This window comes from Neobacillus sp. plas4, assembly GCF_057221695.1.
The window spans coordinates 3,611,018-3,635,261 of record NZ_CM170152.1; the positions used below are offsets into that span (position 1 = coordinate 3,611,018).

26 protein-coding genes and 1 pseudogene are annotated in these 24,244 nt (G+C 36.9%); 5 read left to right on the forward strand and 22 right to left on the reverse strand.

Annotated elements, in window-relative coordinates:
- Positions 1-64: 64 nt before the first annotated feature.
- The 5 genes from AC2TFD_RS18025 to AC2TFD_RS18045 all read right to left on the reverse strand — a co-directional run bounded on the left by AC2TFD_RS18025 (position 65) and on the right by AC2TFD_RS18045 (position 3,851).
- The gene (locus tag AC2TFD_RS18025; protein ID WP_484673679.1) at positions 65-748 is read right to left on the reverse strand and encodes a hypothetical protein; all 684 of its coding nucleotides are present in this window, start codon (positions 746-748) and stop codon (positions 65-67) included.
- On the reverse strand, positions 745-1,641 hold the full coding sequence (locus AC2TFD_RS18030; RefSeq protein ID WP_484673680.1) for an ABC transporter ATP-binding protein: 897 nt from the start codon (positions 1,639-1,641) through the stop codon (positions 745-747). Before AC2TFD_RS18030 ends, AC2TFD_RS18025 begins: the two co-directional genes overlap by 4 nt.
- Positions 1,638-2,009 (reverse strand): GntR family transcriptional regulator, encoded by a 372-nt coding sequence (locus AC2TFD_RS18035; protein ID WP_335519534.1) that lies wholly within the window; start codon positions 2,007-2,009, stop codon positions 1,638-1,640. The genes AC2TFD_RS18030 and AC2TFD_RS18035 overlap by 4 nt, the downstream gene beginning before the upstream one ends.
- A 236-nt stretch (positions 2,010-2,245) precedes the next feature.
- Positions 2,246-3,010 (reverse strand): DUF421 domain-containing protein, encoded by a 765-nt coding sequence (locus AC2TFD_RS18040; RefSeq protein ID WP_484673681.1) that lies wholly within the window; start codon positions 3,008-3,010, stop codon positions 2,246-2,248.
- A gap of 19 nt (positions 3,011-3,029) precedes the next feature.
- A complete protein-coding gene (locus tag AC2TFD_RS18045; protein WP_335519538.1) occupies positions 3,030-3,851 on the reverse strand; it encodes a squalene/phytoene synthase family protein in 822 nt (273 codons plus the stop codon).
- Positions 3,852-4,215: 364 nt separating this feature from the next.
- Between AC2TFD_RS18045 and AC2TFD_RS18050 the strand changes: the two genes are divergently transcribed.
- Both AC2TFD_RS18050 and AC2TFD_RS18055 read left to right on the forward strand, forming a co-directional pair.
- On the forward strand, positions 4,216-4,398 hold the full coding sequence (locus AC2TFD_RS18050) for a hypothetical protein (RefSeq protein WP_335519540.1): 183 nt from the start codon (positions 4,216-4,218) through the stop codon (positions 4,396-4,398).
- Between the two features lie 141 nt (positions 4,399-4,539).
- On the forward strand, positions 4,540-4,749 hold the full coding sequence (locus AC2TFD_RS18055) for a hypothetical protein (RefSeq protein ID WP_335519544.1): 210 nt from the start codon (positions 4,540-4,542) through the stop codon (positions 4,747-4,749).
- Between the two features lie 86 nt (positions 4,750-4,835).
- Here AC2TFD_RS18055 and AC2TFD_RS18060 read toward each other — a convergent pair.
- Positions 4,836-4,952: pseudogene (locus AC2TFD_RS18060) on the reverse strand (ketopantoate reductase C-terminal domain-containing protein); the annotation flags it as partial.
- A gap of 214 nt (positions 4,953-5,166) precedes the next feature.
- Here AC2TFD_RS18060 and AC2TFD_RS18065 point away from each other — a divergent pair.
- A complete protein-coding gene (locus AC2TFD_RS18065) occupies positions 5,167-5,499 on the forward strand; it encodes a hypothetical protein (RefSeq protein WP_335519547.1) in 333 nt (110 codons plus the stop codon).
- Positions 5,500-5,849: 350 nt separating this feature from the next.
- Here the strand turns inward: AC2TFD_RS18065 and AC2TFD_RS18070 are convergent, their stop codons facing one another.
- From AC2TFD_RS18070 to AC2TFD_RS18080, 3 genes are all read right to left on the reverse strand, one after another.
- Positions 5,850-6,050: a hypothetical protein gene (locus AC2TFD_RS18070; protein WP_335520722.1), complete on the reverse strand. Its 201-nt coding sequence runs from the start codon at positions 6,048-6,050 to the stop codon at positions 5,850-5,852.
- A 543-nt stretch (positions 6,051-6,593) separates the two neighbouring features.
- Positions 6,594-6,962 (reverse strand): hypothetical protein, encoded by a 369-nt coding sequence (locus tag AC2TFD_RS18075; protein WP_335567991.1) that lies wholly within the window; start codon positions 6,960-6,962, stop codon positions 6,594-6,596.
- A 332-nt stretch (positions 6,963-7,294) separates the two neighbouring features.
- On the reverse strand, positions 7,295-7,717 hold the full coding sequence (locus tag AC2TFD_RS18080) for a hypothetical protein (RefSeq protein ID WP_335567990.1): 423 nt from the start codon (positions 7,715-7,717) through the stop codon (positions 7,295-7,297).
- Between the two features lie 223 nt (positions 7,718-7,940).
- Here AC2TFD_RS18080 and AC2TFD_RS18085 point away from each other — a divergent pair, with 223 nt between their 5' ends.
- Positions 7,941-8,213, forward strand: coding sequence for a hypothetical protein (locus AC2TFD_RS18085; protein ID WP_335567989.1), 273 nt, complete (start codon positions 7,941-7,943; stop codon positions 8,211-8,213).
- 407 nt (positions 8,214-8,620) lie between these two features.
- Here the strand turns inward: AC2TFD_RS18085 and AC2TFD_RS18090 are convergent, their stop codons facing one another.
- Together AC2TFD_RS18090 and AC2TFD_RS18095 are read right to left on the reverse strand one after the other, a co-directional pair.
- Positions 8,621-8,893 (reverse strand): hypothetical protein, encoded by a 273-nt coding sequence (locus AC2TFD_RS18090; protein WP_335520457.1) that lies wholly within the window; start codon positions 8,891-8,893, stop codon positions 8,621-8,623.
- 404 nt (positions 8,894-9,297) lie between these two features.
- The gene (locus AC2TFD_RS18095; RefSeq protein WP_335567988.1) at positions 9,298-9,984 is read right to left on the reverse strand and encodes a DNA-3-methyladenine glycosylase family protein; all 687 of its coding nucleotides are present in this window, start codon (positions 9,982-9,984) and stop codon (positions 9,298-9,300) included.
- Positions 9,985-10,416: 432 nt separating this feature from the next.
- On the opposite strand from AC2TFD_RS18095, the gene AC2TFD_RS18100 reads away from it, so the two are divergent.
- Positions 10,417-13,545: a S8 family serine peptidase gene (locus AC2TFD_RS18100; RefSeq protein ID WP_484673682.1), complete on the forward strand. Its 3,129-nt coding sequence runs from the start codon at positions 10,417-10,419 to the stop codon at positions 13,543-13,545.
- 79 nt (positions 13,546-13,624) lie between these two features.
- On the opposite strand, the gene AC2TFD_RS18105 is transcribed toward AC2TFD_RS18100, so the two are convergent.
- From AC2TFD_RS18105 to AC2TFD_RS18155, 11 genes are all read right to left on the reverse strand, one after another.
- Positions 13,625-14,248 (reverse strand): fumarylacetoacetate hydrolase family protein, encoded by a 624-nt coding sequence (locus tag AC2TFD_RS18105; protein WP_335519312.1) that lies wholly within the window; start codon positions 14,246-14,248, stop codon positions 13,625-13,627.
- Between the two features lie 97 nt (positions 14,249-14,345).
- Entirely contained in the window at positions 14,346-15,044 is a 699-nt protein-coding gene (locus tag AC2TFD_RS18110; RefSeq protein ID WP_484673683.1) for a GNAT family N-acetyltransferase, read from the reverse strand.
- A gap of 305 nt (positions 15,045-15,349) precedes the next feature.
- Positions 15,350-15,976, reverse strand: a complete 627-nt coding sequence (locus tag AC2TFD_RS18115; RefSeq protein WP_484673684.1) for a nucleotidyltransferase family protein — start codon at positions 15,974-15,976, stop codon at positions 15,350-15,352.
- Entirely contained in the window at positions 15,969-17,021 is a 1,053-nt protein-coding gene (locus AC2TFD_RS18120; protein ID WP_484673685.1) for an XdhC family protein, read from the reverse strand. The genes AC2TFD_RS18115 and AC2TFD_RS18120 overlap by 8 nt, the downstream gene beginning before the upstream one ends.
- Positions 17,022-17,134: 113 nt before the next feature.
- A complete protein-coding gene (locus tag AC2TFD_RS18125; protein WP_484673686.1) occupies positions 17,135-18,376 on the reverse strand; it encodes an MFS transporter in 1,242 nt (413 codons plus the stop codon).
- A gap of 4 nt (positions 18,377-18,380) precedes the next feature.
- Positions 18,381-19,610, reverse strand: coding sequence for a benzoate/H(+) symporter BenE family transporter (locus AC2TFD_RS18130; RefSeq protein WP_484673687.1), 1,230 nt, complete (start codon positions 19,608-19,610; stop codon positions 18,381-18,383).
- A gap of 91 nt (positions 19,611-19,701) precedes the next feature.
- Positions 19,702-20,949, reverse strand: coding sequence for an ABC transporter substrate-binding protein (locus AC2TFD_RS18135; RefSeq protein ID WP_335567981.1), 1,248 nt, complete (start codon positions 20,947-20,949; stop codon positions 19,702-19,704).
- Between the two features lie 13 nt (positions 20,950-20,962).
- On the reverse strand, positions 20,963-21,667 hold the full coding sequence (locus AC2TFD_RS18140) for an ABC transporter ATP-binding protein (protein ID WP_335567980.1): 705 nt from the start codon (positions 21,665-21,667) through the stop codon (positions 20,963-20,965).
- Between the two features lies 1 nt (position 21,668).
- Positions 21,669-22,418 carry an ABC transporter ATP-binding protein gene (locus AC2TFD_RS18145; protein WP_335567979.1) on the reverse strand — a complete coding sequence of 250 codons (750 nt, stop codon included), beginning with the start codon at positions 22,416-22,418 and terminating at the stop codon, positions 21,669-21,671.
- Positions 22,393-23,382, reverse strand: a complete 990-nt coding sequence (locus tag AC2TFD_RS18150) for a branched-chain amino acid ABC transporter permease (RefSeq protein WP_335567978.1) — start codon at positions 23,380-23,382, stop codon at positions 22,393-22,395. The genes AC2TFD_RS18145 and AC2TFD_RS18150 overlap by 26 nt, the downstream gene beginning before the upstream one ends.
- On the reverse strand, positions 23,383-24,237 hold the full coding sequence (locus AC2TFD_RS18155) for a branched-chain amino acid ABC transporter permease (RefSeq protein ID WP_335567977.1): 855 nt from the start codon (positions 24,235-24,237) through the stop codon (positions 23,383-23,385). It abuts the gene before it with no gap.
- Positions 24,238-24,244: the final 7 nt, after the last annotated feature.

Genomic DNA, 24,244 nt, shown 5'->3' on the forward strand with positions numbered 1-24,244 from the left:
AAATACCATGATATAGGTACAACCGAGGAACAAAAGTGTAGGTTCTTCATTTTCGAGTAAACAATTAGACAGTTGCTCTTCTCAGCAACGCAAATGAAAGCAACATATATACTATTGTTGGAATGATGAGCCAATACGCGATTTGAACAGCAGTATAACTGGCGAACCAATGAAAAATATCCAGCCAAACACTATAATAAGTCACAAGCAGTGCAACAACGCTTAAGATTAATAATACAGAAATAACCGCAATTACAAGGCCTTTTGCACCAAAGCGACGAGCAGTGCTGGATATTAATAGCCCCATACAAAATAAATTTATTAACAAGATCACATACATTGTCAATTGTTCCAAAATTGACCCATCATTCAAATAGGGAAAATGAAAGAAATGGAACCGGCCACCCCACCCATTTGTTGCATTTTCAATTACCGAAAAGAATACCAACATAATGCCAAACAATACATTTACAGCCACAGCCATAACGACAGTACCAAGAAAATAATCTGTTCTTCTAATTGACATGCCGATTGCATATGGAAAAGTTTGTGTCACAACCATAATCCCCATGACCAGCATATAGAAAAAGATGTAGGAAACTCCTCCGGTATACATCATCACATTACTTGAAATCAGGAGACTGACGATAAAATTTAAAAGGAAAACTGAGAAGAGAATCATATTTGGTATGAAAAACCACGCCCATTTATCTCTCGAGTACATTTTTAACACACCTTGTATATTCACTTGACAATCTCTCCCTCACGAGTAGATTTTTCTTTCGTTAAATGGACAATCAATTGCTGTAAGGACACTGGCGAAATTTCTAATCCACTAGCACTTGCTTGTTGAATATCCAACCTGTTCTCCATTTGCATGACGGTAGCAGATAACAATCCGCCAAAAGGCTCCCGATCAATAACTTCTTTGTTTTTCACAAATGCCTCTACTTTTGCTGCTTGCCCGGTTACCGTATAGGCGATACCTCGTAAATTTTCCGCTTCATCATTAATGATTAATCGACCTCTGTCAATGACTAAAATATGTTCAAGTAAATTACTTACCTCATCAATCAAATGAGTCGACAAGATTACCGTACGCGGATGCTCTGAGTAATCCTGCATCAACTTGTCATAAAATAAACTTCTTGAAACGGCATCCAGTCCTAAATAGGGTTCATCAAAAATTGTTAACGGTGCTCTACTGGCAAGGCCGATCACCACCCCAACTGCAGAGTGCATTCCCCTTGATAGTTTCTTTGGTTTTCTTTTTAAAGGGAGATTGAAATCCTTAATTAAGGAGTAGGCGAATTCTTCATCCCAATTCGGAAAAAGTGATTTTGACACTTTTAAAATATCTTGAACACTGAAATTATCCGGATACTTTTGACTTTCTTTTATGAAACAAATTTGACTTAATACTTTCCTGTTTTCTTCGGGATTTTCACCAAACACGTTTAATTCACCACTAGTAGGAAACTCTTGGGCAGTTAATAATTTCATTAATGTTGTTTTACCCGCACCATTTCTTCCAAGTAATCCGTAAATTTTGTTTTCCTCCATGATAAAATCTATATCTTCTATCGCCTTAAATTCCCCGTATGACTTAACAAGTTGTTTAACCTCAACTACTTTTTTCATTGTTTTTCATCCCCTCTCCGAACCATATCGGTCAACTGATCAACCGTAATCCCTAACTTCTTTGCCTCATGAACCATCGTGATTACATACTGTTCGAAAAACTGTTCTTTCCGTTTGTTAATGACCTTTTCACGTGCTCCTTCAGCAACAAACATTCCAATCCCCCGTTTTTTATATAAAATACCTTCATCCACCAATAAATTGACACCTTTCGCAGCAGTTGCAGGATTAATTTTGTAAAATGCGGCAAACTGATTTGTCGATGGAACCTGAGATTCCTCCGGCAGCCCACCTTCAATAATCTCATCCTCAATACGTTCAGAAATCTGCAAAAATATGGGCCGACCGTCATCAATTAACTGTTTCATCTCTTCACCACCATGTTGGTTAGTTACTTATGTAATTAACCATATAACAAGTAAAGTATAGAGTCAATAGATGTTCGTACATAGAGTTAAATTTTTACATTTTTTTCTTAACCTAAAAAAACAAACTTGATCTCTTTAAAACCAAAAAATGCTCACAACGTTGATTTAATAACGTTTGTGAGCATTTAAGATATTTTATTATGAATATTTTCATTGGAATGAAGACAAAACCTTATTTAATGGATCTGAGGTTTATAGTCCACTATGTCCCCCTCGTCATATGCTTCTTGGAATAACGGCGGCGTTTTCGCTTGAGACTGATTTTGTGATGGGGGATTAATTCCATTTTGAGCTAAGATATCCAAAATTTTTTGAATATCTTCTTTGGTTGCAGGTGCTTTATTTGGCTTTAGAGTAGTCGATATTTTTCCATTGGACTCTAAAACCGCCAATTCCACATCTTCGACATTGCCTATGTTTTTTAAGCGAAGTGAACTTTGCAGCTCATCTGTCGTGAGTCTGGCTTTTTTTAGCTCTTCTAATCTCATCTGCCCATCATTAATTAGTATGGATGGTACTCCATTAATAAACTTTCTGGATTTTGGTATCCATATTTGTATTTTTGCAAGTAATACAATTCCGATAATAAGCAAAGTTCCAGCATATATTGCTTCCCATTCATTTCTTAATGCTAAAGGTTGGATTAGTACAGCACCAATCGAAATCCTTAACACTGCTTCCGAAACCGTCGTTTCTGCAAGCGATCTCTTGCCTGCGATACGCAAAAGCATAATGGCAGCCAAAAAAATTAACAATGCCTTAAATATATAAGGCAAGGTTGGTAGATTGTCCAAAAAGTCCATCATATCTCTCATTCCTTTAAGTTTTTTGTTATTATTTGTTAAATACATACCAAATATGTAGATGGTTTTGGAAACGAGATAATAACAAAATTTATGAATCCATATATTTTTAGGATGGAAATATAGACTAATATTCAACTGAATTACGCCGGAAATCTTATTTTTTATTTACTACACGACTAACTATTTCAATTACAGCAGCTCTACCCATTTTTTCCTTCCCCTCCATTAAGGCATCAAGAGTACCATGAGCAAGTGCTATCGGGATTTTACAAAAATTAAGAATCGGACCGGGTTTAATATCCTCCATATAAACGTCAGCCAATTCTAGGTTACGTCGGGCGTACTTAAACATATCTTCTAACTCCCATCCATCGGGAAAGAAATTCACACCACGTTCAAAATCTTCCGCGCGATTGCGAAGAATATTGACAGACTGTAAGCCACGACCAAAAGCTACAGCCAGTTCCTTGTCCGTTTCAACATCGTCGTACCACTTCCAAATATCTGAGAGCATGACTCCTACCAATCCAGCAACATAAAATGTATATTCATTTAAATCTTCTTCAGTATGAATCACCCACTCTTTTAAAGCCCAGTCACCCATCCCCTTCGCCATCGTAGATGTGGCATCCAACATCTTCTCAACAATTGTTGGTGGACAAAGATTGATCCAATCTCCTAACCGTAAGGTAACCTCCGGCAGAAGGGTGTCGTATGGGTGAAATAAAGCCATTACCTCCTTATTCGTAAAGGGCTTTTTCAAAATATCGCTGATAGAATGCAATAGATTATGTTTAGTTTCCAATGGGAGTTGATGGTGGTCTTCAATCTCATCAATTGCTCTCATGCATAAGTAAGCAGATGCTACTGCTTCTTGTAATCCTGACGGCAGTAAACTAATAGGAATGAAGAAGGTCCGGCTTGTCTCCTTTAACATGTGTTTCGCACTTTTATGTAAATTAGTTGCTTTACTCATCTAGTTTTTGTCTCCTTTTTATCAACATGCAGATTTTTTCCATTTAAAGTGGGGATTATCCTCCCTATTTAAAATAAATAATAAAATAACTCTAACATAAAATTTAAGCCCTTGTTAATTTATAAACCTGACCGTTTTAAATAAGAAAAGGAACACCGCTGAAATTCTGTTTGAGCTGATGTATCATTTAGCTAAATAAGCAAACATTCTGTTGCCCGAACTTTTTCCTTTACACAACATCCATGTTTTGTTTTTTCACTTATTACCCTTGTATATCCTGGATTTCGAGACTGTATATGTCTAATGACTCCCAGTCAGGATCTTGGGCATAATACAATTTATATATAGTAGAGAGGGGGATCTTATGAGGCTAAGAAATGGAGATTTTTATACAAATATTTTGACCAATAAGGTATATAGGTTAAATGAAGATAACGATAGCAGCTGGTACTTAAGTTTGCGAGATAAAGAAGGTTATCATGAAACTGAAAAGATATCTGGGCGCGATATGATTAGGTTGGTAGAAGGTACTTATAAAAAAAGTTAATAACAAAAGATACCCCATTCATGTTATAGTACCTCTAATCAGATTTTTTTAGTGGAAAGAGGGAAAACTTGAAACAATATAAAATATTCCAAGGAAAAGGTCGCCTTTATGTCGAATATAGGAGATAAAGGGGATTATCCAATGAACAAAGTTGAGTTATTAAAAAAATTGTTAAATAGTAGTCGAGGTAATTTGTTTGCATTAGAGATTCCTACTACAAAAGAGAATGAAAATGAGATTCAAGATTTAATTAGAGTATTAGAAACAGAAAAAAGAATTAAATTAAGAGAAAATGTACAGAGAGAATACTCAGTTTATTTACAAGGAATACTTAAGTATGCATCCGAATAATCGGATGCTTTTTTATTGGGGGAATTTACTATAGCCATCCAACATTCTATAGCAGAATTACCCCCTTATTGAAGAAGGACCAAATATTATTGAACGTTCGGTCTTCCATTTTCATACGGTTTTAAAATCCCATACAAGGTTTCAATGACTGGAACCTCCACATTGTGTTCGGCTGCCAAACGAAGTGCCCCTCCTTGTAAATGCTCGACTTCGACTAACTATTTTGTCCAATGGTTGACGATACAAGATGTCTTCTTTTTAACGTAAATATGTCCCAGTGTTCACACAAGTTCCTCGGTCATCGCTGCTGAATTCTCCAAAATAACTAATAATAGGTAACCATCTTATCATACTGTTTTGCTACAAGTGTAAATATAATGAACCATGACCTTATTTTAAAAGAAAAGAGGTTATGGGATGAAGAGTAAAATACATCGGTGTAATTGTCGAAAGATCTGGTCTATCCAGAATCGAAAAAAGAAAATAACGGCTAAATCGATTTTGCTTAACGGCAATTGGAAGACAGAAGTAAAACCTGAGCGAAGGTTAGATCCAAAAGGATTCGTCATTACTAACGACACTCAGGACATCATCACAGATCCCCCGTTTGAATTACTAAAGCAATTTAAAAAAGCAACAAAGTTAATTTATAATAAAAACACCGTTGAGTTTAATTTTAAATTTGGAGAATTTTTATGGTTTGCGGAAGATGGAAGCTGTTATTTGTTAAATAGGCTGGATAAGATGTAGCTGGGTAAGCCCTGCTGCATTTTTTCATTTATTTCGTGTCTCTAAACAGTTTAGGTACAGTATTTCACAAACATTCTTTGATTAAGAAAAATTTTATTAAAAAAGAGACTCCCAAAATCTTGGGAGTCCAAACAGTACTTATCTATTTAATAGGGGGTCAAATAGTGATTCCAATTATAATGTGTTTACGAAATCTAATATAGAGGAAATATTACTAAAATTATCCAATGATATAAGAGGAATTTGGACTAGGATTAACTCGTTAATCTATAAGATTATACAGCTGATAATTTCTATAAAAGAACGATTATTTAAAACACCTAAAAAAACAAATTTTTCGATAAAAGACTTTATTTATTGAGTAAGATTTTTTCTAATGCCTGTGCATTCTCTTTATCTAAAGTTCCGTACCCTTCCTTTACATTGCTGCTAATAATCATTGCTGTATCATTACTTTGATTGAACCAAATCTGGTACTCAAATAATCTTTCAGGCATATTCTCATCATACTTAAAAAACAGGGTTGCCTTTACATCTTCTTTTCTTGCCACTTTTTGACCGTGGGGACGGTTCTGGTGGCTTTTTTGGGAAATAAAATAAAATTCCCATTAGCAATGCTAGAAGGAACACTTTACAATTATTCTTTTTGTGACTAAATATGCTTTATATTCACAACACCAGCTTTTTTTATATACACACCTAATACCCAATTCCCATTAGGAAGATTCTTTCCCCTTGTACGGTGCCATCCCATTGGAACTCATGATATGGTGTCGGAGCATTTGTAAATGATCCTATTGTATCAATAAAACTTCCAATAGTACCATTAGGATTTCTAATTTTAATAATGGTTTCCCAAGTGAAGCAAAGCTTTTCGCACCGGAGGACTAAACCTAAACCAATGATTTCATCTAATAACAGTTTGCGATGCCAGTTAAAATCCCAGTTGTAAGATTAATTCTGCAGCTTTTTGCGCACCGTCAATCTTAATCTTTCGATCGTCAGGTTTTTTTCTATATTTTCCATTACTAATCTTGAAAGGGTTGCTTCGCCTGTTTTTGAAAACCTCGTTTTGACTCCTATGCCCATTCTTTCTAGTCGATCAGAAACAAGTTTTTGTTCAAAGTGCTCTTCCAAAGAAAATAGAGGAAATTCTTGTTTAATACAGCAAGCTCTGTCTTCGTTGTGCCCCCACCTTGATAATGCTTTTTAGCTTGTTTTCTGGCATTTGGCAGGAAAACTCCATAGGAACTGTCAACAATATCCTCTGGATACCCAACAAACAGAGTAAGATCCTCCACCCAGGGAGTTCCATTTCCGGTAATCCAGGCGAAATTCCAAAAATATGTACCTAATTTTTCAAAGGGATTTTTTGTTGTCGCATCAAAGCCAAAAAAATCATAAATCATGACAAAAGGTGCTTTCTTTTTCATGCCTGGATAGACTAGAAAAGTTAAGATCAAATCATAGGCTTCGTCTGCACTAATGAACTTTTTCTCTCCAATAATCTTTTTTATGGCAGCAATGCTTTTTCTCCACCCAATAGCACCCTGAACAAATATATATACACATTCAGTCCGAACCCATTTGACACCTTTTCGGCTAAGCCTTCAGTTAGCAAATTGCACTCCGGCAGCAGATTCTCGTCTGCCTCTACTATGATCCTAAGTGCCGGACCTGCAGCGAGCCAAGAAATTTCTATGTCAGAATTTTGTTTTCTGATTTCCTTGCAATTGCCAAATCTCTCGCTGCATGACCCAGACTATTGAACTGCTAATAAATAGTACATTCTTTTTTATGGGACGAAAATATTGGTTACCAATCCCTCTCTATCTTCAGCAATAATCTGTTTCCCTGCATATGATTCATAAGTTGCACCAATTCCTTGTAACCAATCCCCGATATTAGCCATCGTCGCTGCTTCTAGCCTGACGGGTTCTTCGTTGGATAAAACTTCCCTTGTTACACCGATAGCTTCTAAAATTTGTCCAATGGTCTGTATCCAAACCCCTTCAACTAAATTTCTTTCATAGGGGTCATGTTTGGCTTCCTCATCTTTGAGAAAAAGTTTGGTTAATAATAATACCTCCATTATTTTACCAATGGTTTGTATCCATATAGTTATTGAAATTTGTTTTTCAAGTTGTAAAATAATTTCCACATTATCAGTATTACTATTTTCCTTGATTTGGTTTTTATTTTCGTTTTGAGCATACAATGTATTTCACCCCATTCTTTATATAAGTATGCAATATCTGGGCAAATGCCAATGTTAAATTTATTTATGTACTATCAAGCGATTTCACAAAGGCTCGAATGAGGATAAAGCATGCTTCCTACACATATAGTGAGTAAAACTACTTCACCTGGGTAGTATATGTTAGGGATAGTGTTCTTTCATATTTAACATATTCCCTATCAATAAACGAGGAAGTGAAAAGATGAATCAGAGTAAAGAACGCAATGACTTCGGTGGAAATGCAGAAGAAAGTGGCAACAATCAGGCTGATGGTATTGCTAATCAAGGTACCAGTGACTTTGGTGAAACAGCAGGAACGATTACTGATGCTGTTGCGGGTGCTATGATAGGTTCCCAATTTGGATTAATTGGTACTGTTATAGGCGGTGTCTCTGGCGGTGTGATTGGCAACCAGATGGTGGAGGAGGCTGAAGCAGGTAACGATTCAGCTTCCAATAATCGTGATGAGCAATAATATTAACGCTATTAACAAGTAGCCTTATTTCATAAGGATCCCTAACAACAATTTAACAAGCAAATGTACATTTTCCGTTAATCTCAGATGATGAAGAACTACTATATGGGGTGCTAAACGGTGAAATGTATAGAGGAAGAACTCAATAATGGGTTCTTTTTCTTCAGAAATTATATCACCATTAACATTTAATTTATTTCAACAAAAAGAGCATTTCCCCTTTTTGAAGAAATGCCGACAAAAAAATAATAAAAAAAGAAAATATAATAATAAGGTCTAGCTAGACCACGAAAGTATTAAAATAAACAATATTCACCAAATAAAACGCAAGGTATCTCCCAATTTTTGGTGTGTTCCTGCCACTTTTGCTTGTTATCTACAAATTTCTTCAACCGAACTTCTTAGAACTAATTCTGCTGCCTTTTTAGGTGTTTTACTATTAATTCAAGGTTTTCATCAATGTAAGTAAGCCTTTCCCTAGCGATGCGTGCCCATTCCGTATTTCCCGTCATCACCGAAACAAGATGTCTATAACCAATAGAATATTGGTTATAAATTCGTGAAATAATATAACCAGGTTTAGCTGATACCTCTTCTTTTTTGGTAATCCGTTCAATGTCTTTGTTTAACCATTCTGGAATCATTTTGGTTGATATATCTATAACCTTTTTATTATACATTTAACTTCCACCCACAATTTTTTACACTGGAATTAGTTAGAAAGCATCTACTGGAGGATAAAAATATAATTCTACAATTGTTATTTAGGATTTTTTTGGCTTGTAAGACGCCTCAGTGAGAGGTGAAACACAAAATACTTTAGTTTTAATCTTTACTATCTTTCTATTTCTTCCCCTCAATTTTTTCAATTACAAGGGTAATATGTAATAATATGTCTCCTTTGCATCCCTCCTTTTATTTTTCAAATAGAGTCACATAATGTAAGCGTCCTCAATTATATTCTACATAGATGATTAAGATTCCTTTGTATCAATATGGCTTTATCACTGCCAAATTTTAACACTTGAGATCCGTATAAAATCAAGACCAATCAAATAAAGCTTTTCGTAACCTTTAATTGGTTTCATGCTTCCTCCATGTGTATTTCCTTTTCGGAAAAAAGATCGTCGATTGTTTTGTATTTAATAACGTAATCCCTATTGACTGCTTCCCACAAATATAGTGAAGCAATAGAATAATAAGGCTTCCATTTCTCGGCTTTTTGCTCTAAAAAATCTTTTCCATTCGTTTCTTTATCAGCTTGATACAACCATTTGCAGGCACGTTGAAGGCCAACATCACCTAACGACAAAACATCATTTCTTACTAACGAAAAAATGAGAAACATTTCCGCTGTCCATTGCCCAATCCCTTTAACTTTTGTAAGTTCAGTAATTACTTCATCATTGCTAAAACGGTCTAATTGGTCTAATTTTAATTGGTTAGATAAAAATTTCTCGGTCAAATCTTTCATGTAATTGATTTTTGATCTTGAAATACCTGTTGCTCTTAATTCATCAATGGAAGCATTATCAATGGATTGAGGAGTAATTCCGTTACATAGTGCTTCTACCCTTCCTATAATCGTACCCGCAGCTTTTACAGAAAGTTGCTGTCCGATTATAGACTTTACAAGTGATTCATAACGATTTCCCTTAATCGGTATTTCAATGTTCCCAATTATTTGAATCAATTTACCCATAACCTTATCTGCTTTCCATAAAAACTGAACATCTTCATTTTTTAAATTCGCTTCAATCTTTATCTTCATCACTTTTCCCTCACCTATTTTTTATCAATAAATATACCATATTTACTTCCCTATTTTCCTTTTGCATTTTCTACTACCCAGGTTATGTTTTCTATTAGCTGATCATAGGCATTAGTGCACTAAAATTTTTTCGAGAAAATTCTATCTATTTTTCAAATATACCTTCAAGCAACATCGTATATTCGCCAATAACCTTGGATTTTCGACCACATCCTACATAATAAACTTCTGCTAAATTCAGAAAGAATAACAAATTCCAACAACCTAATAAAATTAGTACTTTTCCACCATGCCCAAAAGAACTAGTCCATAAAATGGTAATTTAATATAGTGAAAGTAGACCGAATATTATGTCTTATTTTTATTAACCATTTTGAAGGGAGGATCTTCGTCTTGTCTACTATTTTTTTAAAAAACTAAAGGAGGAAGAACATGTCGAAAAGAAGAATTTCTGCAATTTTACTAGTTTCATTATTAGCAATTGGTAATAGCGGTTTTGCAACTACAGGTGGCATTACACCACAGCCATTAGATGTGCAAAAACCGACACTTCCAAAAACAAATCTAGTAGCTACAGATTTAATAGACGTTGATCCCAACAAAGAGGTTCGAGTTATCGTAGAAGTAGATGGTACTACCCCAGTTGAAACAGCAACCAAAAAAGGGGTAAAGTACGATAAGCTTTCTAAAGGAGAACGGAAGCAACTCGAGAAAGCGGCTAAAAATCAACAAAAGGCAGCAAAAGATAAAATCAAAGATAAAAAGATTACAATTGCCTACGAACAAGAATTTAATGCAGTCGTTAACGGATTTAGCGCCGAAGTAAAATATGGTGATATTGCAAAGATTAAAGAAGTAGCAGGAGTAAAAGGTGTGTACATAGCAACTGAGTATGAACTCCCAAATGAAGCACCTGATATGAAGTATAGTAAAGAACTAGTAGAGGCACAAGCGGCTTGGCGTGATTTTGGTTACGATGGTGAAGGTATGGTTGTGGGGATCATTGATTCGGGAATAGACCCGGAGCATAAAGATTTTCTATTAACTGATGAATCAAAAGGTGAATTATCAGAGGCTGAGGTTAATAGCGCTATTTCCGAGTTTGAACTACCTGGACAATTCTGGAATGAAAAAGTTCCTTATGGCTGGAATTATGCGGATGGCACCGAAGACATTATTGACGACAATGTTGACACTGGAATGCATGGTATGCACGTAGGTGGAACAGTCGCTGCAAACGGTGACGAAGAAAACGGTGGTATTAAAGGTGTTGCTCCAGAGGCACAACTATTAGCTCTACGAGTATTTGGTGAAGACGAAGCTACAACTACAGGTGATATTTATATTAAAGCGATTGATGATGCTATCAAACTAGGAGCAGACGTTCTTAATATGAGTCTCGGTTCTTCAGCTGGGTTTGTAGATCCTGAGTCTCCTGAACAACAAGCGGTGAAACGTGCCGTTGACAACGGAGTCGTTATGTCTATTTCTGCAGGTAACTCTACTTACTACGGAAGCGGCTATTTCCACCCCTATGCCTCAAATCCTGATTACGGAGTAGTGGGATCACCTGGTGTATCCTATGATTCTATTTCCGTAGCGTCATTTGAAAATACTACTTTAACTGTAGACGCAGCTAATGTTTCGATAGGTGATGGTGAAGCAAAGCAAGTAATGTTTTTATCTGCTGGCCAGACTGCCCCGACAGTAGGAACAAATTTTGAATTGGTTCATGCTGGAATAGGAGCTCCAGAAGACTTTGCGGGGAAAGATATGGAAGGCAAATTCGCTCTAGTTCAACGTGGAACATTAGGATTTGTTGATAAAGCTAAAAATGCTCAAGCTACAGGAGCAGCAGGAGTAATTATCTACAACAATGCGGATGGAACCGTAAACATGGCAACTGAAGAGGCCATTAAGATTCCACAATTGTTTATGTTAAAGGCCGATGGAGACCGATTTGCAGAAGCACTTAAAGCTGGACAAACTGTAACAATAAGCTTTGGCGGCGAAAAAACTTCAGTACCAAATGTTGAATCCGGCAAAATGAGTTCTTTCACATCTTGGGGTATTACTCCAAACCTTGATTTTAAACCAGAAATCACTGCTCCAGGTGGACAAATCTACTCAACTGCTAATCATAACGAATACCAAATCATGAGTGGTACATCAATGGCAGCTCCACACGTTTCTGGTGGATCAGCATTAGTACTACAACGTGTTGACGAAGAATTTGGACTTCAAGGTGCAACAAGATCAAAACTTGCGAAGAAATTCCTATTAAACACATCTAAACCTGTTGAATTTGATGGAGCACCTGTATCTCCACGCCGACAAGGTGCAGGTTTAATGCAACTTCATGCAGCATTAGAAACACCAGTAACTGTAACTGACTTCAAAACTGGTGAAGCAAAAGTAGCACTTAAAGAAGTAACCGATAATGTAGTTACGTTTACATTAACAGCGGAAAACCACTCTAATGAAGCTGTGACTTATGATGTTAGCGCAAGTGCTCAAACGGATACTCCGGTAAACGCAGGTGTATTGGTATCAGCACCTAACCTTTTTGGAGCAATGGATTTAGGAGCAATTGCGACAATTAACGGTAAAGCTAGTAGCTCCATCGAAGTACCTGCCAATGGTTCAACGTCATTTGACGTAACTGTTGATGTAAGTGATTGGGATGCAGCTTTAAAATCTTATTTCACTAATGGTTATTGGTTAGAAGGTTTTGTAAAACTAACGGACCCAACTGATACAAATCCAGATTTAGTAGTACCATACGTTGGATTTAAAGGTGACTGGAATGCATCACCAATTGTTGATACTCCTGCTTGGGATCCAATGTCTTACTATGGATATACTGGGGTTTTGACTCATACCGGTGGTGGCAGCTATGATTACTTAGGTATTGACCAGGCCACTGGCAATTTAAACCCAGACCTTATTGCGATTTCACCAAATGGTGATGGAGAAAATGACAGCGCTACTTACATTTTATCTCTCATCCGCAATGCAAAACAATTTAATTTACGTGTAGTGAATGCAGATGGCAACTTAGTAAAAGAAATTGCGAATGAAGTAGATGTACGTAAAAACTACTATGACGGTGGAAGAGGAGCAATGTACTACCTATTCTCCGATTGGACATGGGATGGAACCATGCATAACGGCAAGCGAGCTCCAGATGGTCAATACTACTTGCAAGTAGAAGCGACGATTGACTATGATGGTGCAGAAGCTCAAACCATTACATTACCAGTAAAGCTTGATGTAACAACGCCTAAACTAAAAACAACACTAGGTGCTGACAATCAAACAGTAACAGTTGATGTAACGGATAAAACTAGTGGTGTTGCTTCCTGGTATGTAAAAGTTGACGAAAAAGTTGTAACAGAAAAACCTTATGTACATGGTGAAACTTCACACGTTCTTGCTTCGCCAGTAACAAACGGTCAAAAAGTTGAAGTCATTGCTGTTGATAATGCCGGTAACGTAACTAAGAACACTGTAAAAGTTGGCAGCAAAGGAAATAATGGAACTACAGGTAATAAAAAATAATTAAATAGTTGTAAAAAGGCTAGCAAACTATTATGGTTGCTAGCCTTTTATTATTTTTCATGATTCTTTTAACACTGGTTCACACTAATCTTATGATACTTTGTCCAAGCGTTTCTTCGCCCCATGCTAAGGAAAGGATGTCACCATCTTGAATGGGACCCACGCCTTCTGGAGTCCCAGTGAATAAGATGTCCCCTTTACCTAATCCAAAATGCTTAGCTGTGAAGTCAATGATTGTTTGCAGATTAAAAAGTAAATTTGTGATATTGCCGATTTGTACCTGCTGCCCATTTTTTAGTAATGAGAAATCGGTATTTTTACATGCAGCTTCTCCGGGAAATTCAATAAATTTCGTTAGTAGAGCTGAATTCGGAAAACCTTTTGCTAATAACCATGGATAACGCTGTTCTTTTAATTGGTTTTGTACATCTCTTAAGGTAAAATCAATCCCCAGCGCCAGTTTATCCACAATTTCATCGACAGTAATCCCTTTTTCATACTCTTGTCCAATATGAAGGACAAGCTCCGTCTCATAGTGCACGGACCCTCTATCTCCAGGTAAAATCACCTCTTGACCATTTGCTTCAACAACAGCATGTGTTGGCTTAGAAAATAAAAATGGAGAAGTTGGTACTGCATTATTTAATTCTTTTGCATGCGAAGCATAATTTCTTCCAATACAATAGATATTTTTGATATTCATTAAGTTTTAGCCCCTTAATAAATTTTTAAAGCCTTGATTATTCATTCACCACACCATATTACTTCAATGCTTTTTACCTTTTAAATCGTTTTTTATCTCAAAGGATCTTCACCATATAATCATATGGATGTTCGTTTATTTCAATAACTTTATCCTTCCTATAGCCAATCCGTTCGTATACCTTCTTTGCATGCGGATTATCTTGAGCAACATTTAACGAGAGTCTTGAATATCCCTTTTGTAATGCTGTTTTTTCGGCTTCCTTTAGAAGCTTTAATCCGATTCCATTGCCTCTAAACCGATCAGCAACACACAGTGTGTCAACATAAAAATCCCCTTCGTCGGCTTCCTTATCCAAGAATATCTCTTCATTCTGTCTTTTCTTTCTTAATCGTTTTAATATAGGCTCGTCTAATCGAGAGGCAGCCTCTCCCGGATAAGTAATCACAATTCCTGCTGCTTCTCCTAAAATATCTGCAACAATCGTATTTTTGTAGCTTAGACGATTGTTCTCTTCGCGGAAGAAATGCGCTAGTGTTTCACGGATATTTTCATTTTTCGTTTGTCCAGTCAACTTCTCAGCGATATCAGCAATTGCGATATGAATGAGTTCTGCAGCTTTCTCGGCATCCTTTTTCAATGCCGCCCTAAATCTCAAATCTTGGGGAATGATTTCTTCCCAAGTCATTCCATAGGGTGCACCACCATCCGTATATCCTGCAATAAAAGAGAAATTATCGTTTGAATCTTCCTCAAAATATATGTTTTGTTTATAGCGTTTTGTTTGTTTTTTCAACGATTTCCCTCCGTTGTGTTTGTCCCCATCTTTCAACTGAAAGTATGTTTGCATCAATCATTAACTAAGATTCGGCGGGGGCACGTTTATCTAAAATTCTGTCCCAGCTATCAAGGTTTTTCACAGATGAATTATACCATATTCGTCATATTTCCTTTTATTGGCAATTTCCTACATTTTTCAGCCGTTTCCGCCGAAATAAAAACACTCGCAAACATTGACATACATTTGTGAGTGTTTTAACGTATTATTCAGTTGAAAATGAGGTTTAGATTAGATTTTGTTTCACTATCCTTTTTGTTACCTCATTTCTTTTCACCATCGTTCATTCCTCGATCATATTTTAAAAGTTGTGCACATTTTTGATAATCTTCAGGTGTATCAATATCCATACCCCAAAATAGGTGATCAAATGAAAGAATTTTTGTATCTTTTATATATTTATTTATGATTTCTTTACCACCTTGATCACCCTCTAAATTTAGAAATTCATCATATAAGCTGTTATCAATTAAAATGGGGTGACCGAAATTGCCTTGATATTGGGGTCGTACAATAAGCGTATCATTACAAAACTGTTCAATCATAGATTGTAGGACCAAATCTGGAACAAATGGCTGATCTGCTAAAAAAATGATGGCTGCATCTGTACGATACTTAATATTTTCAATCCCTATTTTTAGTGAAGAAGACATTCCTTTTTCATATCTAGGGTTATAAATATATTCCACATTTTGTAAATCAGAGGTTTCTGTTTGAAACGCCTGCATATGTTGACCCGCAATTAAACAGATTGGCTGCAAGTGATTTCTTATTGCTTGTTCAAGTGGATAACGAAAAAGTGGTTTTCCTTTTAGGGACAGTAAAAGTTTAGGATGCCCCATCCGTTTAGACAATCCAGCAGCAAGAATGATGGCCCCAATCTTAGGCATGAATCTTCAATTTCCCTTTCAGTGATTTCCCCTCACGATTGGATCGTACCGCCATCAATTCAGAAACAATACTTATTGCCACTTCTTCCATGGTTTCTGCACCTATATCTAAACCAACAGGTGAAAAAATATCTTCTCCAATGGTTAGATCCGCTCCTATATTCAATAGCATTTCTTGTGTTCTTGATACAGGACCTAAAACACCAATGTATTTCGGATTACTTTTTAGGGCTAGATGGAGAGCCTCTTCATCGCGACTCTGCAAATGATTCATAATCACCCACCATGCATTTTTCACATTTACTGGATTTATGTTTTCAGGTATTTCAACAAAATGATGTGCCTCAGGGAAGTAGCGTTCTTTATTATAATCACTTCGTGGATCTAGGACGGTTACGGAAAAGCCTGCTTTTGCAGCAAGTTCAACGACTGGTATTGCGTCCTTACCAGCACCTGCTACGATTAATTTTTGGCTTGGACGAATGGCATCAACCACAAATTTCCGCCCATCCAAAGTGACAATTTCAGCTCGCTTTTGTGATTTGAGGCTCTTTCGTGCACTTTCGTACACCATAGAAGGAAGGTAATCGCTGTCACCAATGATATCTCCATATTTTGTTACGATTGCTTTAACTCCTGTTTGTATTTCTATAATAAAGGAAAATTCCTCTTCGTCGTTTAACAATTTGTCCGTTGACTTCCAAAAAGGATCCTCTTTTTTTGCCGGAAGGATGAGAATTTCTAATGAACCTTTACAGCCAATTCCTAAACCCCAGATTTCGTTATCACTTAAATCATAATTTATTATTGTCGGTATCCCTGTTTGCAGCCCTTTCTCTGCATGACCGTAAATATCACCTTCTAAGCACCCACCCGAGATTGTTCCAATCATTTCAGCATCCTCTGCCATCATCATTTTAGTTCCTGGCAATCTGTATGCTGAGCCATTAACACCAATTAACATAACAATCGAAGCTTTTTTATCCTTTTCCCATACAAATTTCATCGAATTCATGATTGTACGAAATTCTTTTAATTGTGACATACTCTAGTTCCTCCCCCTTGTAAGTGTTACTCTATGGTAATAATATATTGTTTAAAGAATATTATCAATAATCTGTTAATTTATTAGATATCGTATATCCTTAGTTGGCATGTTCAATCTAATATCTGCTTCGTATTAATAGTTTGGATGAGAATAGCACTAGCCAATAGGAGTATAATACAAAGCCACAGCGTTGATATATAGTCTAATGAAAGGCTAAATAATAATCCTGGAATCAACGAACCGAATGCAGCTCCAAATTGGTGGAAAAAGCTAACCATCCCAAAAGCAGAACCCATTCGATTGATTCCAAATATTTTGGAACAAAGCATTGTAAAAGGAGCAATCGTTGCGATATCGGTAAAACCATATAAAAGTGCAAATGTAAATAATAGGATGGGATGATTGATAAATAGCAGAAACAGTAACGCAATTACCCTAATGGAAAACAATATACAAAGTAATTTTTTATTATTAAATTTATCAGAAATATACCCTACTATAATGGTTCCGACGATATTGGCAATCCCATAAACCATCATTGCATTACCTACTAGTATACGAGAGTATCCCTTTCCTTCCCCTAAGGGAACCATATGTGTATAAACTAGGCCAACATCGGTGAAGCCGCATATAAAATAGGTCATACAAATCACCCAGGTAATTGGATAACGAAATATAGAAAATATCGATTCACCTTTTATTTTTTCATTTTGCTTTGATTTATTTCTTTCAATAACAGCATTTTGAACCGGGTGGTCCTTGAAAAAAAGTGCAAACAATGGGATTAATAGTAGGGCATATACACTGCCATAGAGCACAAACAGCCATTTCCATCCCATCTTTTCGATCAACAGAATATTAAGCGGGGTATAAACCATAGGTCCTGCTGCCATTCCAACAACTACAATACTAATCATAAGCCCCTTTTTTTCCTTAAACCAACGAACAATTGCAACAGAAACAGTTATATTTGAAGCAAAACCAAACCCAACAGAGCCAATCAATCCGTATAGAATTACGATATGCCATATGTTTGTGGCAAAATAGGATCCTAATAAGCAAAAACTCATTAATACCATACTGTAGGTTAATACTTTTCGTGGACCAATTCTATCAGCCAGTCTACCAGCAATGGCAATACTGATACCGTATATAAAAAGACTCGTAAAGGAAACGATACTTACCCATAAACGATTAACAGAAAATGATTCTTCCCAAGGTGTAACATATGTTCCAAATGTACCGCGGATTCCTAAAGTGGCAAACATAGCTATAAAAGATAAAACAACTATGAAATATCCATAATAAATTTTCGGCTTATTTTCCACCGCTGTAAGAGCCGCCTTACCCATGAATTCACCCCTTTCCGACCTGCTTTTCTACATTTCTTTCTATAAAGTTTGCAATTAACGCTCCTGCAGCTAATGCCCAAACAGGTGCACTTATATAAAATAAACTTATGTTTGACATCGCAATAACAAACGTAAAGGTAACACTCATCATCATTTTTGGCTGCGAAAAACTCAAATTTAGGCTGGAACCCAGTACTCCAAATAGAGCAAATCCAGCCAGCATTGATACAAATTCACTTGGTAATGCTTTAATAGCAGGCACCGTCCACCAGGAAAAAATACCAAACATTATGATTAAAATTCCCGATACAATGGCGGCAATATACCTTTTTTCTTTAATACCCGTTTCCTCTCCTGAGCAAATAGCCGTCATCATTCCCGCTACATTTGCAGACTGACCGCCAAACAAATTAGCAAACAGAGAAAATATCCCGCTTAACGTAACAATTCTATTAATAGGAGGCTTAAAGTTGTTTTGTTCCAATGCGCCTATTCCGGGTGCCGCATCATTGCTCAAGATTAATAAGGCAAGAGGTACTGAAACGGTAAAGATAGTTAATAGATTAAATTCCGGCAGTTGTATTTGCGGCATGACAAAACCAATGTTACTTTCAGCTGGTGAATCAAAATTATATGTTAGTAACAGAACGATAAATCCTGAGAAAACCGCAGCTATGACGGGCGGAACACGTAATTTCCACTTTGAAAACAAAAAATATGTAAGTAAAGCGGTTCCCCCTATTAGTGGCAGGTGTTGTATGGAAACAATTAATCTTACAACATAGCTTGTAATGATTCCTGCCATCATCGCTGCAATAATTTCCTTTGGAACATATTTCATAAATTTTGAGAACAACCCTAGTATGCCAACTAGTAAGATTAATAGACTTGTTATGATATAACTGCCGATTAATTGATTGTAAGGGACCTGTGAAGTGATTGTTGCAAGAAAGGCAACTCCAGTAATGGAGTGGGCTCCTACAATGGGGATTCGATAATATAATGGGAGGACAACACTAAAAAGCCCTCCAAAAAAATAGACGGAAAACATCCAAAAAATCGTTTGAGCGTCTGTAAAATTGCCATTTGCTGCTGCTTCTAATATAATAACGGGCGGACCAGTGGCTGCCAGTAACCCAGAAACAATACCTGCCGAAAGATTCTTTGGATGAATTGCTGCAGTTGAATGATGTATCGAAGGTAAATTTAGTTTAGGGAAACCGATTTTCCTCATCTGTACACCTCCCAATATTTTAAATAAACAAAGAGGCAAGTTACTTGATCATTGCCTCTTTGTCTTTTATTTCTTTACTATTCTGAAATCTCTATTCAAGAAAATCTGCAGTAAAAAACTCATTTTGCTTCCATTCGCCACCTTTAACTTCCATTAAGGCATAGGAAGCTAATACATTTCCGTGTTCGTCAAAGTCGATGGGGCCAGATGCACCTTGATAGTCGATATCGTTTCCTGCACGAAGTTCCTTAATTCCTTCTTCAAATGTAGTGACTACCTTGCCTGGAGGGTTCGTAACTTCACGGATTTTTTCATTGATCGCACTGCCGCTTGCTTCACCTGCTGCTTCCATAGCCAGAGCAGAGGCAATTAATAAGTCATACGTATTGGCATTATAGTATCCGCCAGATGGTTTAGCTTTAAACTTCGCTTCGTACTCCTGGTTGAAACGTTTGAAGCCTTCATTATTTTCATCTTCCATTGGAATAATCGTCTTAATTCCTTCTGCGATATCCTTTCCAATAACATCAATAAATTCTTGTACAGCAACGTCTGGTGTTACATACCATTCCCAATTGTAACCTCTTTGCTTTGCTGATTTAAAAATGGTAGGTGCAGTATCAATGGCACCAGAATAATAAACTAATTTTGGATTCGCATCAGCGATCTTTTTCAATTCACCATTGTACGTATTCTGACCTGTATTAAAGGTTACCTCCGCAAGAATCTTCCCGCCCAAACTTTCATATGTTTCTCTAAATTTCTCCACATCACTTTGGGCTCCTTCATAGTTTCCTACCATAACGGCTATTTCTTTCACACCGCTCTCAATTAATACCTTTGCACGAACTTCACCAATGGTTGAATCTGAAGCGGCTGTTCGGAATGCATAATTTCCGCCAACCTTATCAAGTTCTGTTGAACCTGCAAAAGCAGACATGATCGGCACTTTTGATTTTGGCGCTTCTTTTAATAAAGCAAGCATAGATTCTGTTTCAGGTCCAATCGCAGCAACAGCCTTATCTGCGTTTACCAGCTTTTGATACCCTTTAATGGAGCCTTCAACAGTAGAAGCTGTATCTACGTCGATAATATTAATTTTCTTCCCATCTAGGATTCCACCTGCTGCGTTAATTTCATCCTTTGCCAAAAGAATAGAATTGATATTTTCTTTTGTAAATGCTCCGAGCCAGCCAGTAAGTCCTGATAAAAATCCGACATTAATATCACTGCCACTGTTAGAACCACTATTACTTGAACTTCCTGTAGAGCTTGCGCAGCCAGTCATTACTGTTAATGCCGTACAAATAGAAATAGCAGCCATCGATACTTTTTTCATTTCCTTATCCCCCTTAGTGGCCCAAGAATAGTTCTTCGAAATTTTCTTCTTCTAAAAATTGCTTTCCAGTCCGTTCCATTTTAATGATTCCAGAGTCCATTAAATAAACGCGATCAGCATGCTTTAAAACTTCTTTTGGATTTTCCTCAACGACCCATATCACTGTTGTACCTTTATCACGAATTTCAACAATCATGTTGATTAACCCTTGAATAATTTGAGGAGCCAATCCGGTTATCGGTTCATCTAGGAGGAGAAATTTAGGGTTCACAATCAATGCACTTGCTAAAGCTAACATCTGTCTTTCTCCACCGCTTAAGGTTCCAGCTTTCTGATTAATCCGTTCTTTTAGGCGTGGAAACATCTCCAACATCTCATTTATTTTTTCCTTAGGTTTTTTTAGCGTGTACGCACCCATTTCAAGATTCTCGAAAACCGTTAATTCCGCAAAAACATTTTTTCGCTGGGGGACATAACCTAAACCCATCTTTGAAATGTCACTTGGGGAGCCATTGTCAATCCGCTTCCCTTGAAAGGAAATCGAACCGCTCATGACAGGAAGCAAACCACTAATAGTATGCATTAAGGTTGTCTTCCCTGCTCCATTAGAACCAATAATCCCCACCATCTCCCCTTGATTTACATGGAGATTGAGTCCATGTAAAATGGGGATTTTTCCATAACCAGAAACCACATCTTTAACCTCAAGAAAGCTCATCTTAACTCGCCCCCAAGTATACAGATTTAACCTTTTCATTATTGGAAATTTCTTCTGGAGTACCTGAAGCGATGAGCTCTCCATTTGCAAGACAATAAATCCGGTCACATATACGATAGATAAAACCTAGATTATGGTCAATAACAAGAAATGTCATTCCTTCACTTCTAAGTCTTAAGATGTGTTGAACCATTTTATCAAGCATGATTGGATTTACACCTGATGCAGGTTCATCCAGGAGCATGATTTTTGGATTTGCCATTAACTGGCGGCATAGTTCCAGCAATTTCAACTCTGCCGCACTTAAATTTTCCGCAAGTTCATTTCGTTTTTCATATAAGTTAAATTGTCGAAGCAGCCCACAAACTTGATCATAATGCTCTTGCTCTTTGCGGATAATTTTCTTCTTTTTATAAAAGATAGAGAATAATCCTTCACCAGCATTGGAAGGCACTACCATTAAGTTTTCAAGCAAACTTAGTTTTGGAAAACCGACTGGAGTCTGAAAAGTCCTTAATAATCCCTTTTCCACTACAGCTTCGGGAGTAGAAGTATCAATTTTTTCATCCAAGAAGGAGATTTCACCAGAATTGGAAGCTAGAAATAAACTAATCATATTAAAAAGGGTTGTTTTTCCTGCACCATTAGGACCGATTAATCCAACAATTTCCCCTTTATTAACCTCCAATGTTACGTTTTTAACGGCTTGAACGCCTCCAAAGTTTTTACTCAGCTCCTTGACTTGCAGCATTTTTCCCTACTCCCTTCGGTTCTAGGATTAACGAATTATCATGGAACTTAAATAGCTTCTCAACAGATTTAAACTTCTCAGCGATCAATCCCTGAGGAAGGAAGCGAAGAACAAGAACCAGCATCATCCCAGAGATAAACTGACGTAAGCCCGCCAATACAACGCTATATTCAGCTGGTACTGGAATGAAGCGTGTAGCTTCTTGAACAAGAATAAGTACGAAGGCACCAATGACAGCTCCACGATTATTACCGATTCCACCTAATACAAGTGCTGTCCAAACCGTAAACGTTATAGCAGAGGTAAACATATTTGGTGCAATGATGGACATGTACCAAACATAAAAGCAACCCACTAAACCAACCATGGAACTACTTAAAACAAACACTTTTAACTTTGTAGCAAATATTTTCTTACCTATCGATTGCGTTACGATTTCATTTTCACGAATAGCCCTCATATAACGCCCCATTGGAGAATCGGCCAACCTTTGGGCAAAGAAGTAAAAGACAGCCAAACTTATCAGGACCAATCCTGAGAAAAATAACATGTAATTTGCACCAGGGATAAGCTCCTGAAATGGTTTATCTAAACCAAAAAATCCAATGTTTCCATTTGTTAACCATTCTTCATTAACAGCAAGAATTCGAATGATTTCAGCGAAAGCAAAAGTTGTAATTAATAGATATTCATTTTGTAAACGAAGTGAAGTATAGCCGATAAATAAACTTAGTAACCCAGTGATGATAACCGAACCAATCACACCGGCGAACATCGGGAGCCCGAGTCCCTCGGGAGCATCAATGGTGAGCAATGTGTAGGAATAGGCACCAACTGCAAAATATCCAACAACCCCTAAATCCCACAGTCCTAGTAGTCCACCATTGACATTTAATGCCAACGCCAGCATGGCATAAATCCCACCTAATGCTATGAGACCTGATAAAAAGACTAGAATCTCCATTTAATGTGCACCACCCTTTGACAGTCCTTGAGGACGGATTAAAAGGACAAGAATCACAATAACGAATGCTATTGCTGTTCTATATGATGTAGGGACTATCACCGTACTAACATCCATACTCAATCCGATAATTAATGCAGCAAGCATCGTACCGTATAAATTCCCCATACCTCCAACAATAACAACTGACATGATGATCAAAATCTGCTGCCAGCCTAACTCCATATTAAGTGTGCCCGACATCGCCAGTAGAATGCCGGCTAATCCTGCCAATCCTGATGATAGTAACCAAACGTAATTTGATAGTTTCTTAGAATTTATTCCTCTTAATTGTGCTAAATCGCGATTTTCTGCCATGGCTCTGAAACCTTTGCCATTTTTTGTTTTTGTTAATATAAAATGAAGACCAACGACACACGCCACCGAGATAACAATAATCAACAATTCCTGAAAGGAAAGAATCTGTCTGCCAAACAATTCAATCATTTTGCTCGTCTCAAGTCCAAATGTTCGAATCTGCGGACCTACTATTGCCTGAACAATACCGTAAATTACCCAAGAGAGACCTATGGATGTAAAAAGTAATACTAGAATTCCACTTTTCCTTACTGGAAAATAGAATACCTTAGCTAACAATAGCCCTAACACAGCTGTAGCGATGACGGAAAGGACCATTGCCAGAGCAAATGGAAGGTTGAGCACGCTTTTAAAGAGATAAGCCATATAAGCCCCTATTAATAGCATTTGACCATGTGCTATATTTAAGAAGTTTTCTGTTTTCCAAACCATCGAAAAACCAATGGAAGCAATGATTAAGATACAACCAGTAATAATTCCATATATAACGTATTCCATCTTCAGC